The following is a 12,129-nucleotide window of genomic DNA, read 5'->3' as shown; positions in this document are numbered from 1 at the left end:
ACCAGCAGCCTTCCGCGGAACACGGCAGCCCGCGGCCGGGGTCAGACGTGCGCGCGCTCCACGTCCGGTTCAAGGTAGATGACCCGCGCAATGGGCACGGCGTCTCGGATGCGGCTCTCGGCGTCGTCAATTGCCGTGGCGATCTCCGCTCCGGTGGCGGCGGCGCCGACGCTGATCTTGGCAGCCACCAGCAGTTCCTCCGGGCCGAGGTGCAGGGTCTTCAGGTGGATGATTTTGGTGCCGTTGGCCTCGAGCGCGCTGCTGATCCTCACGACATCCGCCTTGGTAGCGGATTCGCCGAGCAGCAGCGACTTGGTCTCCATGGCAAGGACGACTGCAATAGCCACCAGCAGGAAGCCGATCATCGCGGTTCCGAGGGCGTCCCAGATACCGTTGCCGGTGACCAGCGTCAGGCTCACCCCGAACAGCGCGAACACCAGGCCCAGCAGGGCGCCCAGGTCCTCCAGCAGGATGACGGGGAGCTCGGGCTGCTTGGCATTGCGGACGAAGCGGACCCAGCTCTGCTTGCCCCGGATGTGGTTTGACTCGATGATGGCTGTCCGGAACGAGAAGGATTCCGCCATGATTGCACCGATCAGGACTGCCAGCGGAACCCACCAGAAGTCGCCTTCGATGGCATGGGGATGCTGAAGTTTCCCCCACGCCTCGTACAGGGCAAACAGGCCGCCCACGCTGAACAGCACAATCGAGACAATGAACGCGTAGATATAGCGCTCACGTCCGTAGCCAAAGGGGTGTTCGGGGCTCGCGGCACGTTTGGCCCGCTTACCGCCAATCAGCAGGAGCAGCTGGTTGCCGGAGTCGGCAACGGAGTGGATAGCCTCGGCCAGCATGGATGACGACAGCGTCAGGATGAAAGCGACGAACTTCAGTACAGCGATGGTCAGGTTTGCAGCCAGAGCCGCGACGATCGCCTTGGTACCGCCATTTGCAGCCACGTGAGCTTCACCTCTTCAGGGATTGCCGGAAAATTTGCAGGTTCGATCACCGCACAATGCTGATGCCCGCAAGGAATACCGTACCCGCCTGCCGCTGCCGGCCACACCGCGGGCCACACCACGGGCCACACCACGGGCCACAGCGGATGACACCAAAAACATTGAAACTAAGCCTGCTGACAAGCAAACACACCCTGTGTTAGCTTGAATCCATAATCGGGACCCGTAGAGAGTTCCGACGAATATGTAGGAGGAGAAATGGGCTTCATTGGCTGGATCATTCTCGGACTCATTGTAGGAGCTATCGTCAAGGCGATCATGCCTGGCAAGGTCGGCGGCGGCTGGGTCACCAGCCTCGTTCTTGGTGTTGTCGGCGCCATCGTCGGCGGCTGGATCGGCGACCTGTTGTTTGGCGGGGGCAAAATGGAATTCTGGAACCTTGGTTCCTGGCTTCTTGCCATCGTCGGCGGCCTGGTAGTAGCCGGCATCTACGGCTTCATCACCGGCAGAAGCAAGACCACTTAACGACACCCACCACCGCTTAAGGCGCCGAGGTGCCTGATGGTGGAGATTGCGACGGCGGGGGCCCACCGGAAGGTGGGCCCCCGCCTTTGCGTTCAGGCGCGCTTCTGCGAACGCGCACTTGCGTAGAGGCACACCGTGGCTGCGGTGCCCACGTTTAGGCTTTCCGCGGCGCCGTAGACGGGAACGGCCACACGGTGGTCGGCCAGCGCGAGTTCGGCGTCGGACAAGCCTTGGGCTTCATTGCCGAACAACCACGCGGTGGGCCGGCCAAGATCGTATGCCGACTCGGCGCCCGGGTTGCCCAGCCTCCGGGCAGCATTTTCGTCCTGGAGCTGGTCGAGGTCCAGCTGGCCGTATCCGTCGGCGGCCAGGACGCCGATCCCGCGTTCGCGGCAGGCAGTGGCGAGATCGGAAAGGTCCACGCCGAGGACTACGGGGAGGTGGAACAGCGAGCCGGCGGTGGAACGGACGGCCTTGGGATTGTAGATATCCACGCTCGAGGCCGTCAGGACGACGGCGTCGGCCCCGGCGGCGTCGGCTGCCCGCAGGACGGTTCCGGCGTTGCCGGGGTCCCGTACCTGGCACAGCACGGCAATCAGGCGGGGCCCGGCGTCGAGCACGGCTTCAAGGGCCACGTCCACAAAGGCGCAGACGGCGATAATGCCCTGGGGATTGACAGTGTCCGCCATGGCGGCGAGCACCTCGTCGGTGGCGAGCCTGGCGTTAACGCCCTCGGCCAGCTTCTCGAACTCGGGATAGCGGTCCAGGCAGGCCTCACTGGCGAATACTTCGTGGACCACGCCGGGCTCCCCCGCCGCCATCCTTTTCTGGTGGAGCACCAGGGCTTCGCGGACGGCCTGCGGCCCCTCAGCCAGGAACTGCCCGCGCTTTAAACGGGCCGGGCGCCCGGCAAGCTTTGCCACATCCCTCACCCGATCAGCTCGGGGGTTGGAGAGTGGAAAATCTTGCGGGCGCCCGGTTTCGTTCATATAAGAACTTTAGTGGCTATTGCCACGGGTTCTTGAACTACCCAAAGCTGGTACTACTTGGCAGCCTCTTCAGCAACAGGCTTCTTCGCTGCGGCCTTCTTGGCGGCGGGCTTCTTGGCAGCCTTTGCCTTCGGGGCGGCTTCGGCCGAGACGGCCGGCGCGGAAGTGTCGGCAGGCAGCGAGTCCTTGGCAACCTGCACCAGGGCAGCAAAAGCGTTGGCGTCAGAGACAGCCAGCTCGGCCAGCATACGGCGGTCAACCTCGACCTCAGCGGCCTTCAGGCCCTGGATCAGACGGTTGTAGGTCAGGCCGTTGGCGCGGGATGCAGCGTTGATGCGCTGGATCCACAGGCGGCGGAAGTCGCCCTTCTTCTTCTTGCGGTCACCGTAGCTGTACACAAACGAGTGCAGCAGCTGCTCTTTGGCCTTGCGGTACAGGCGTGAACGCTGTCCACGGTAGCCCTTAGCGCGTTCAAGGATAACCCGGCGCTTCTTGTGGGCGTTGACCGCCCTCTTCACACGTGCCACGTGCGTACTCCTTCAGAATTCTTATCCCAAGCGACTACTGCCGGAACAACCGGCTGGCCTGAGAAGCCTTTTTGGTAGTTGACCGCTGCCAGGTGGCGAGCAGTCAGAGAACTTGGAACTTAGATGCCGAGCATCTTCCGGATGACCTTGGCGTCGCCCTTGAAGACGATCTTGTCGCCGGCAAGGCGACGGGTCAGCCTGGATGACTTGTGCTCGAGGTAGTGGCGGCGGTTGGCCTGCTGGCGGCGCAGCTTGCCGCTGCCGGTCAGCTTGAAGCGCTTCTTAGCACCACTGTGGGTCTTCATCTTCGGCATGGGAACCGATCTCCTTACGTATCCGCAGACAAGTCTGCAGTCTTTCGTGCAGCCACCCCTGCGGGCGGCGTGCTGGTTGCTTGCTGCGCTCAGGCGTTGCTTCGCGCAGCTTTGAACTAGTTGGTCTTCTTGGTGCCCGGCTTGGGAGCAGCCGGCCGTGCCGCAGGCTTCGGCGCTGCGGGCCGTGCTACCGGCTTGGGCGGCGGCGACGGCACTCCTGCCGGCTTCGGCGCCACAGGGGCGGCCGCTGCAGGCCTGGGCGATTCAGGCGCCCTGGCCGCTGCGGGCTTGCTTACCGCAGGACGCGGTGCTGCCGCTGCCTTGGGGGCTTCGCGTTTCGGCGCTGCCTGCTTCGGAGCTTCCTTGACCGGTGCCGCCTTGGGAGCTTCCTGCTTCGGAGCTTCCTCAACAGGAGCTTCCTGCTTCGGGGCTTCCTGCTTCGGGGCTTCCTGCTTGGGAGCTTCCGTGGCCGGAGCCTCGGCTTCCGGTGCCGCAACCGCTTCGGCGGGTGCCTCGGCGCTGGTTGAAGCCATAGCAGCCTCGGCGGTAACCTCCGGCGCTGCCTCTTCAGTGTTCACAGCGAAACCCTCAGGAAGCAGGTCCGCCAGGGACTGCGTCATGGCGGGCTGGTCGCGGCTGACATCAACGCGGCCGCCGGCCTTGGCTTCGTTTTGCGCCTTCGCTTCAGCGCGCTGCGTTGCACGGCGCGCTTCTGCCTTGGCCTCAGCCTTGTTCTTCAGCGGACCCACGACCATAACCATGTTGCGGCCGTCGATGCGGGGGCTGGACTCCACAACACCCACTTCTGCGACGTCGTCAGCAAAGCGCTGGAGCAGGCGGATGCCCATTTCCGGACGCTGCTGTTCGCGGCCGCGGAACTGGATCATAGCCTTGACCTTGTCCCCGGCACCGAGGAAGCGGAGGGCGTGGCCGCGCTTGGTCTCGTAGTCGTGGGTGTCGATCTTCAGCCGGAAACGGATTTCCTTCAGAACCGTGTTGGTTTGGTTCTTCCGGGCCTCGCGTGCCTTGACGGCGGCTTCGTACTTGTACTTGCCGAAGTCCATCAGCTTGCACACCGGAGGCTTGGCCTGCGGTGCAACTTCAACGAGATCAAGGTCGGACTCGGCAGCCAAACGCAGGGCGTCCTCAATACGGACGATTCCTACCTGTTCACCTGCAGGGCCGACCAGCCGCACCTCGGGGACGCGGATACGCTCATTGATTCTTGGCTCGCTAATGTTAGAACTCCTGTTGTTGAGATGAGTATTCCACCGGCAAATAGAGAAGGCCCCCAATTGCCGGAGCAATCGAAGGCCTCGAAGATCGGATGTGCACTGCCTCCGGAGAGGCTGTACGCGTTCCAGGCAGCTGACGCCGCCGTGGTTCGCCCGACCAGGTACCCGGCAACCTTGCTTCCATGGAAATAATTTCCGGGAAAACGGCTGACGCGGGTGGGAGAGAACTCCGCTTGCAAACTGAAGCCAATTCTACAGACAGAACCCCGAATACTGCACATTGGCAGCTGCGGGTTCCACATAGCAAAATAACGACATTCAGTCGGTCTGTGACAAGCTTACCAGTATGAGCACTTCAGACAGTAATTCACACGTTTTCGAGCCCGCCGCCGGTCAGCGGGAGGGCCAGGAGCAGGTATCGCAGCAGATCCGCGATATCTCCGAGGTCCCCGCCATCGAGGTCATCACCACCGCCGCTGTGCACCTCATGAGCGCGTCGGCCGTTAAGCTCGGCCTTGCTGCCGAGGAAAATGCCGAGGAGCTCAAGGACCTGGATGAGGCCCGGAAGCTGATCACCGCGCTGGCCGGGCTCGTGACCGCCGCAGCCCCGGAGATCGGTTCCCAGCACGCAGGCCCGTTGCGCGACGGACTGCGCTCCCTGCAGCTGGCGTTCCGCGAAGAGTCGATCATTCCGGACGCTCCGGGCAAGGGGCCGGGGGAAAAATACACCGGGCCGGTCAACTAGGCACTTCACCGGTTGCACGACGGCGGCGGCGGGCGGACCATTCCGGTCCGACCGCCGCCGCCGTCGTGTCTGTCCGGGACTTGAGCCGGCCTAGGCAATCGCGCCGCGCCGGCGCCGTCGATGCTGCAGCCCCAGTCCGAACAGGCAGAGGACAACGCCGGCTGCACCCACCGAGACAAACCCGGCGGACGGTCCGATTCCGTCGATGAACAAACCGGCCAACGGGGCGCCGAGGGCGACTCCCGCCGTGAGCGCGGACCCGTACCAGCCCATGGCCTCACCGCGGCGGGCCTCCTCCACGAGGTCGGCCATCTTTTCCGATGCAGCGGACAGGACCGGCGCACACAGCAGGCCGGGCAGCAACGACAGCAGGCACAGCGTCAGCGTGTCCCGGGCGAAGCCCATGGGGATCGTGAGGGCGGCCATGCCGAGCAAGAGGAGAATCGGTGAAACCGGCCTGTGCATGGCGCCGTAGAGAAGGCCGCCGACCACGGAAGCCGCACACCAGAAGACGAAGACCAGCCCGATCTCCGCCTGATGCCCGCCGGTCTCCAAGGCGGCCACGATCCCCACGTCCGTACCGCTGAGCACCATGCCCGCCCCTGCGGCCACGGCGAAGACCGCTGCCACGGCCGCGGTAAACCAGACGAAGTTGTGTGCCACTTTGTGCCGCAATCCTGAGCGACGGAGCTCACCTGCCGCTACTGGGGCGAGTTCCGCAGCAGCTTCCTGCAGATGCGCCGGAGCCGCCGCGACGACCGCCACTTCCGCGCCCTCCTGCTGGTCCGTTTCGTATTCGTCATCCGGCACCGCGCTGCGGGTGGGCGGGTTGAACCACATCAGGAAGAGTCCGGCCACGGAAGTGCACACGCCCACCACAGTCAACCCGAGAACCGAGTAACCGGCAGTGGCCACAATTGCGCCCGCTGCGGGGCCGAGCATAAAGACCAACTCCGTGGCGATCGCGTCCAGTGCGAAGGCCGTCCGACGCTGCTCACCGCTCGCCAGCACCCCCAGGGACTGGCGCACCACGCTGAAGATGGGCAGGGTGAGCAGGCCGCCGACGAAGACCAGCGCCAGCAGCCACTGGTACGAAACATGCGGCACCACAGACCAGATGACGGTCTCGGAAATGACGGAGGGCACAAGTGCCTTGCGAAGGCCTACGGTGTCAACCCTGCGTCCGCGCCACGGGGCGCCGAGGGCGATTCCAATAGTCATGACCGCCGCCGCAGCACCGGCGGCGGCATAACCCTCACCGAGGGTCAGGACGATGTGCAGCGTCAGGAGTACCCCGGCCGCTGAGTGCGGTATGCGGGCAATCATTCCGACAGTCAACAGGCGCCTGATGGGCCTGACTGCCAGGAGCTCCTTGTAGAGAGCGAAATTCACGGGGTACGTCCTTCGTCCTGCCCAGGGCAGAACCGGGGTGTGCCCCGCCTGCCGCCGACTACTTTGCTGCGCGCTGCAACTTTACCTCGATCGAATCAACCCGCTCGGCGAAGACCGCATTCCGGGACCACTCGGCGTTAAGACCTGCCACGATTGCCTGGACACCGGCCGCGTCCAGTCCGTCTGCCAGATACAGCACCACCCGGAGCTCCGGGCCCGGACCGCCGCCGGGCACAATGGCGCCGCCGGCTGTTGCCGAAGCGACACCGCCTCCCGCTTCGAGTTCCACACGCCTCACGGACGGGTAGCCGGCCGTTGCCTGGGCCATGGCGCGGGCAAGCTCCGGATCCGCGTAGGACGGCAGCCAATCCTGCTGCCGGGCGAGGGCCCAGACGGCCGGGCGGCGGACAACGAATGTGTACTCTGAACCGGGGTCCAGAACCAGGAGTTCAGCGCCTTCGGCCACCGCGGACAGCGCCGCCCGGGCGGCGTATACCGCCACCGGGCGGGCTTGCGGATGCCACGCGGACAACGCTGCTGCCGAGGTGAAGACCGGCATCGCCGTCCGTCCGTCCGGCGCTTTGAGTGTTACCAGCGCCATGTCTGCCTGCTTGTCCCCGTGCAGCTGGTCACCGTGGGCCTCGTCGCCATGGGCCCCGCCGCCGTGCGGGGTGTTACCTTGCGGAGCTGCCGGATGAACGCTTTCTTCGGCCAGCTGGGCAACGATCGGAACGAACACCCGGGCAGCGGCCAGCGACGCCACCACGGCAGCTTCGTCGCCTGCGGCCGAGCGGAGAGCCGCAACCGCGGCGAGGTAACCGGCGTCGGCCGTGCCGTCGTCGTCCTCGAAGTTATGGATCCTCGCATCCTCGCCGGCGAGGCTGCGGCCCGCCCAAGGCTGCCCGGCCGAATCCGTGGCGCCCCCGGAGCCAGCCAGTGCGGCTGCGATGTGGCCGGGCAGTTCCCGTGCTGGAGGTCGCTGTTCCATGATGGCTACCTGCCTAGCGGCGGCCTGCGACATCCAGCGCTTCCGGCAGCGTGAATGCACCGGCGTAGAGTGCCTTTCCAACGATGGCGCCTTCGACGCCCAGGGGAACCAGGGAGCGCAGGACCTTGAGGTCTTCCAGACTTGAGATGCCGCCGGAGGCCACCACCGGCTTGCCGGTCCGCTCCACCATCTTGCGGAGCAGCTCAACGTTGGGACCCTGCAGGGTGCCGTCCTTGGTGACGTCGGTGACGACGTACCGGGCGCAGCCGGCTTCTTCGAGACGTGCCAGCACGTCCCAGAGGTCGCCGCCTTCCTTGGTCCAGCCGCGGCCTGCCAGAGTGGTTCCTCGCACGTCGAGGCCGACGGCGATCTTGTCGCCAAAGCGGTCGATGGCGCGTGCCGTCCATTCCGGGTTTTCCAGCGCAGCAGTGCCCAGGTTGACGCGGGCAACGCCCAGGTCCAGGGCTTTCTCGAGTGACTCGTCGTCGCGCAGGCCGCCGGAAAGTTCTACCTTGATGTCCAGCCGGCCCACGACTTCGCGGAGCAGTTCCGCGTTCGAGCCGCGGCCGAAGGCAGCATCCAGGTCCACCAGGTGCACCCACTCGGCGCCCTGTTCCTGCCAGTTGAGCGCAGCTTCCAGCGGAGTGCCGTAGCTTGTCTCGCTGCCGGCTTCGCCCTGGACCAGGCGGACCGCCTGGCCGTTCACGACGTCGACGGCGGGCAGCAGTTCCAGTACGGGCAGCGGCGTTTCGGTGGTCATCTTCAGGTCCTCAGGTTGTAGTGAAGCTGCGTAGATCGGGAGGTGCGGCGCCGGCTAGCCGGCCGGCAAGGTAAGCAGGTAGGCGGCCAGCAGCGCCATTCCGGCCAGAACGTAAAAAACAATTTGCGTCCAGAGGGGCTTCTGCTGCTGCCTGAAGGACAGCGCCCCGCCGACCAGCAGGCCGGCGAGGCCCATCAGGACAATCGACCACATCTAGGCGGCCGGCCCGGCACTGGCGGGGGCGGCTGCGGCGCCCTGGCCGCGGCGCAGGCTGTTCACCCAGTTGCGGAGCAGCCGGGCACCGGCGTCGCCGGACTTTTCCGGGTGGAACTGTGTGGCGCACAGCGGTCCGTTCTCCACGGCGGCGATAAATGGTGCGCCGTGTTCGGACCAGGTGACCAGCGGTGCCGCCATGCGCGGCTGGATGACATCGAAGTCCCAGTGCTGCACACCGTACGAGTGGACGAAGTAGAACCGCTCGTTTTCGACGCCCTCGAAGAGCCTGGATCCTTCCGGAACCGTCACGGTGTTCCAGCCCATGTGGGGCACTACTTCGGCAGGCAGCAGTTCCACTTTGCCGGGCCACTCCCCCATGCCCTCCGCTTCGGTGCCGTGCTCGACACCGGCTTCGAAAAGCACCTGAAGGCCTACGCAGATGCCCAGGACGGGACGGCCGCCGGCGACGCGCCGGCCGATCATCCGTACGGCGTCCACTGCCTTGAGTTCGCGCATGACAGTTTCGAATGCCCCGACCCCGGGCACGAGCAGTCCGTCAGCATTGAGGACGTCTTCCGGCCTGGCGCTGAGGATGACCTCGGCGCCCGCACGCTCCAGCGCACGCACGGCTGACCGGACGTTCCCGGAACCGTAGTCAAGGACGGTGACCGTGGGCTTGCCCTCGGGCGAAGCAGGCTTCACGTTCGCGGCAGGATCAAAAATGGCTCCGTCGCGAAGGACCGGCCCGGTCACAGTGCGCCCTTGGTGGAGGGGATGCCCTCCACGCGGGGATCCGGTTCAACGGCCGCGCGAAGTGCCCGCGCAAACGCCTTGAACTGGGCCTCCACAATGTGGTGCGGGTCCCGTCCCGCAATGACGTTCATGTGAAGGCAAATGCCGGCGTGCAGGGTGATGGCTTCGAAGACGTGGCGGGTCAGCGAACCCGTGAAGTGTCCGCCGATCAGGTGGTATTCCTGGCCCGCAGGCTCTCCGCCGTGTACCAGGTAGGGACGCCCGGAGACGTCAACCACGGCGTGTGCCAGGGCTTCGTCGAGGGGCACGGTGGCTTCGCCGAAGCGGCGGATGCCGGCCTTGTTGCCCAAGGCAGTCCGGAGGACCTCGCCAAAGGTGATGGCGACGTCCTCCACCGTGTGGTGGACGTCAATGTGAATGTCCCCGGTGGCCTTGACCGTCATGTCGATGAGCGAGTGCTTGGACAATGCGGTCAGCATGTGGTCGTAGAACGGAACCGAGGTGCTGATGTCCGAGACGCCGGTGCCGTCGAGGTTGATTTCGACGAGCACGGACGATTCGCTCGTGGAACGCTCCATGCGTGCGGTCCTGGCCTCGGCAGCAATGGATCCGTTGGTGCTCATGTGTTGTGTCCTTTGGATGTAAGGAGAAATAACGTCTGGTTACGGGGGGCGTGGGACTGATCCCTGGGAACCGGGGGTCTGACTCCAGTTTAGGCCGGGACGCTGGGCTGGCCGGTCAGGATCAGTTCAAGGGCTTCCAGGAAGGCTGTGGTTTCCGTCTCAGTGCCTGCCGTGACGCGCAAGTGCCCGGGGATCCCAACGTCCCGGATCAGGACCCCGCGGTCGAGCAGCCCCTGCCAGACCTCGTGCGGGTTCTCCAGGCCGCCAAAGAAAACGTAGTTGGAGTCGGACGCGGCAGGCTTGAGGCCCATTCTGGTCAGTTCCGTGACAATCCGGTCGCGCTGCAGCTTGATGTCTTCGACGTCGGCCATCAGTGCCTCGCGGTGGGTCAGGGCAGCCAGCGCAGTGGCCTGGGTGATAGCGGACAGGTGGTACGGCAGCCGCACCAGCCGCAGTGCATCCGCAACCTCGGGCGCGGCAGCCATGTAGCCCAGGCGTGCTCCGGCCAGCGCAAATGCCTTGCTCATGGTTCGGGAGACGATAAGCCGCTCACGGCCTGGAAGAAGCGTGAGGGCGCTGGGCGTGCCGTCGTGCGCGAATTCGTGGTAAGCCTCATCGACGATCACGACGGTCTGGCTGGCCTCGCCTGCCGCATACACGGCCTCCACCACATCCAGTCCCAGCCCGGTGCCGGTGGGGTTGTTGGGTGAACACAGGAAAACGATGTTCGGCTGCAGTTCCCGGACCTGCTGCGCAGCGGATTCGGCACTGAGGCCATAGTCGTCCGCACGCTGGCCGACGATGTATTCGGTGTCGGTCCCGCTCGCCAGGAGGGGATACATGGAGTACGTGGGCGGGAAACCAAGTGCGGTACGTCCCGGACCGCCGAATGCCTGCAGAATCTGCTGCAGCACTTCGTTGGATCCGTTGGCGGCCCAGATGTTCTCCGCACCCAGGCCGTGGCCAAGGTACTCGGCCAGTCGCTCCCGGAGTTCGGTGAACTCACGGTCCGGATAGCGGTTCAGCCCCGCAGCAGCCGCGGTCACGGCCTCGGAAATGGCCACGAGGACATCGGCCGGAACGCCATGGGTGTTTTCGTTGACATTGAGCAGGATGGGAACGTCCAGCTGCGGCGCACCATACGGGGTGAGGCCACGCAGGTTGGTCCGGAGGGGAAGTCGGTTCAGGCGCTCTAGCTGGTCAGTCACTTCAACAGTTTAAGTGAGGGTGGCCGGGGCATTGAAACTGTGACGCTTCCGGCCCGCCGCCGGGGCTTGTCTCCGGCCCGCCGCCGGTGCGGAGCGCGGGGCGTTGGCGGCTGGGCAGGTTCCGGGGCGTCAGCGTCGGGCCCTAGCTTGCGGGGACAAAGATCTGCTGGCCCGGCATGACTCTGCCGCCGTCGAGGTTGTTGAGCTGAACGATATCGGCAACAACGTCCCGGGTGTCTCGTTCCGGCGCCACGGAGCCGGCAATCTCCCACAAGGACTGGCCCGGCTGCACCGTCACTGACACTGTGGGGGTCACGGAAAGCTCGGACGCGGAATCCGCCGCCTTCGCCGGCGAGTTCAGGAAGCCGGCCAGCGAGATCAGCAGCACCGTCAACAGGATCAGCGGCACTCCCACCAGGACGATGCGCCCCCTGCGCGTCAGGCGGAGGGGCGGCTGCGTGGACCTTGCCTTCGCCGCCTTCACGGCTTTCGCCGCGGGACGCTCCTCCCAGTTGAAGCCCTGAATTCCCGGGGCCCCGGCTTCCTGCCCGGTGGAACCCGGAAACTCCGATACGTTATCGCCGCGGCCCCGGCCGGCCGAACCCTTGAAACGCGAACCATGAATAGCGCTTGTTGCTGACATGAACTGAGCCCTCCTGGACCTGACTGTGCTGCCCGGCATGTTCCTGAAGCTGCCATCCGCCCGCCCGGTCTTCGAACATAGGACCGAACGGGGTTTTGGACTAGAACACATATTCGAACGTTGCTTGTTCTTTTCTAGCACTTATTAACGAACATTGTCGAGACTCACTAGAACAAATGTTTGAAAAAGCTGTGGGGCTGGCCTACGTTTGAGCTACAGATCAACCACTTCTGCAGTTGATCAGCAGGGTCT

Annotated in this window: 15 protein-coding genes; 2 read left to right on the top strand and 13 right to left on the bottom strand. The window is 65.0% G+C overall.

What is annotated here, in order from left to right:
* Window positions 1-41: 41 nt before the first annotated feature.
* A complete protein-coding gene (locus tag ARTH_RS07520) occupies window positions 42-959 on the bottom strand; it encodes a cation diffusion facilitator family transporter (protein WP_011691342.1) in 918 nt (305 codons plus the stop codon).
* 258 nt (window positions 960-1,217) lie between these two features.
* Here ARTH_RS07520 and ARTH_RS07515 point away from each other — a divergent pair, with 258 nt between their 5' ends.
* Complete coding sequence (locus tag ARTH_RS07515) at window positions 1,218-1,484, top strand: GlsB/YeaQ/YmgE family stress response membrane protein (protein WP_011691341.1); 267 nt, start codon at window positions 1,218-1,220, stop codon at window positions 1,482-1,484.
* Between the two features lie 92 nt (window positions 1,485-1,576).
* On the opposite strand, the gene ARTH_RS07510 is transcribed toward ARTH_RS07515, so the two are convergent.
* The 4 genes from ARTH_RS07510 to infC all read right to left on the bottom strand — a co-directional run bounded on the left by ARTH_RS07510 (window position 1,577) and on the right by infC (window position 4,510).
* Window positions 1,577-2,473 carry a TrmH family RNA methyltransferase gene (locus tag ARTH_RS07510; RefSeq protein ID WP_011691340.1) on the bottom strand — a complete coding sequence of 299 codons (897 nt, stop codon included), beginning with the start codon at window positions 2,471-2,473 and terminating at the stop codon, window positions 1,577-1,579.
* Window positions 2,474-2,526: 53 nt separating this feature from the next.
* Window positions 2,527-3,000 carry a 50S ribosomal protein L20 gene (gene rplT / locus ARTH_RS07505; protein WP_011691339.1) on the bottom strand — a complete coding sequence of 158 codons (474 nt, stop codon included), beginning with the start codon at window positions 2,998-3,000 and terminating at the stop codon, window positions 2,527-2,529.
* A gap of 119 nt (window positions 3,001-3,119) precedes the next feature.
* Window positions 3,120-3,314, bottom strand: coding sequence for a 50S ribosomal protein L35 (gene rpmI, locus ARTH_RS07500; protein WP_009358635.1), 195 nt, complete (start codon window positions 3,312-3,314; stop codon window positions 3,120-3,122).
* A gap of 116 nt (window positions 3,315-3,430) precedes the next feature.
* Complete coding sequence (gene infC / locus ARTH_RS07495) at window positions 3,431-4,510, bottom strand: translation initiation factor IF-3 (protein ID WP_043429620.1); 1,080 nt, start codon at window positions 4,508-4,510, stop codon at window positions 3,431-3,433.
* Window positions 4,511-4,895: 385 nt separating this feature from the next.
* Between infC and ARTH_RS07490 the strand changes: the two genes are divergently transcribed.
* On the top strand, window positions 4,896-5,294 hold the full coding sequence (locus ARTH_RS07490; protein WP_011691337.1) for a DUF1844 domain-containing protein: 399 nt from the start codon (window positions 4,896-4,898) through the stop codon (window positions 5,292-5,294).
* 90 nt (window positions 5,295-5,384) lie between these two features.
* On the opposite strand, the gene ARTH_RS07485 is transcribed toward ARTH_RS07490, so the two are convergent.
* The 8 genes from ARTH_RS07485 to ARTH_RS07455 form a co-directional block, all read right to left on the bottom strand.
* A complete protein-coding gene (locus ARTH_RS07485; RefSeq protein ID WP_011691336.1) occupies window positions 5,385-6,686 on the bottom strand; it encodes an MFS transporter in 1,302 nt (433 codons plus the stop codon).
* 58 nt (window positions 6,687-6,744) lie between these two features.
* On the bottom strand, window positions 6,745-7,674 hold the full coding sequence (locus ARTH_RS07480; protein WP_011691335.1) for an SseB family protein: 930 nt from the start codon (window positions 7,672-7,674) through the stop codon (window positions 6,745-6,747).
* Window positions 7,675-7,687: 13 nt separating this feature from the next.
* The gene (gene priA / locus ARTH_RS07475) at window positions 7,688-8,434 is read right to left on the bottom strand and encodes a bifunctional 1-(5-phosphoribosyl)-5-((5-phosphoribosylamino)methylideneamino)imidazole-4-carboxamide isomerase/phosphoribosylanthranilate isomerase PriA (RefSeq protein WP_011691334.1); all 747 of its coding nucleotides are present in this window, start codon (window positions 8,432-8,434) and stop codon (window positions 7,688-7,690) included.
* Between the two features lie 54 nt (window positions 8,435-8,488).
* A complete protein-coding gene (locus ARTH_RS24070; protein ID WP_198011622.1) occupies window positions 8,489-8,629 on the bottom strand; it encodes a hypothetical protein in 141 nt (46 codons plus the stop codon).
* Between the two features lie 18 nt (window positions 8,630-8,647).
* Window positions 8,648-9,403 (bottom strand): imidazole glycerol phosphate synthase subunit HisH, encoded by a 756-nt coding sequence (gene hisH / locus ARTH_RS07470; protein ID WP_011691333.1) that lies wholly within the window; start codon window positions 9,401-9,403, stop codon window positions 8,648-8,650.
* The gene (gene hisB / locus ARTH_RS07465) at window positions 9,400-10,026 is read right to left on the bottom strand and encodes an imidazoleglycerol-phosphate dehydratase HisB (protein WP_011691332.1); all 627 of its coding nucleotides are present in this window, start codon (window positions 10,024-10,026) and stop codon (window positions 9,400-9,402) included. Before hisB ends, hisH begins: the two co-directional genes overlap by 4 nt.
* An 89-nt stretch (window positions 10,027-10,115) precedes the next feature.
* Window positions 10,116-11,234 carry a histidinol-phosphate transaminase gene (locus ARTH_RS07460; protein WP_011691331.1) on the bottom strand — a complete coding sequence of 373 codons (1,119 nt, stop codon included), beginning with the start codon at window positions 11,232-11,234 and terminating at the stop codon, window positions 10,116-10,118.
* 142 nt (window positions 11,235-11,376) lie between these two features.
* Complete coding sequence (locus tag ARTH_RS07455; RefSeq protein ID WP_043430526.1) at window positions 11,377-11,718, bottom strand: LysM peptidoglycan-binding domain-containing protein; 342 nt, start codon at window positions 11,716-11,718, stop codon at window positions 11,377-11,379.
* Window positions 11,719-12,129: the final 411 nt, after the last annotated feature.

It is taken from the genome of Arthrobacter sp. FB24, assembly GCF_000196235.1.
Classification (GTDB): Bacteria; Actinomycetota; Actinomycetes; order Actinomycetales; family Micrococcaceae; genus Arthrobacter.
The sequence above is the reverse complement of the archived record's forward strand: the minus strand, read 5'-3'. Positions and strand labels throughout refer to the sequence as shown.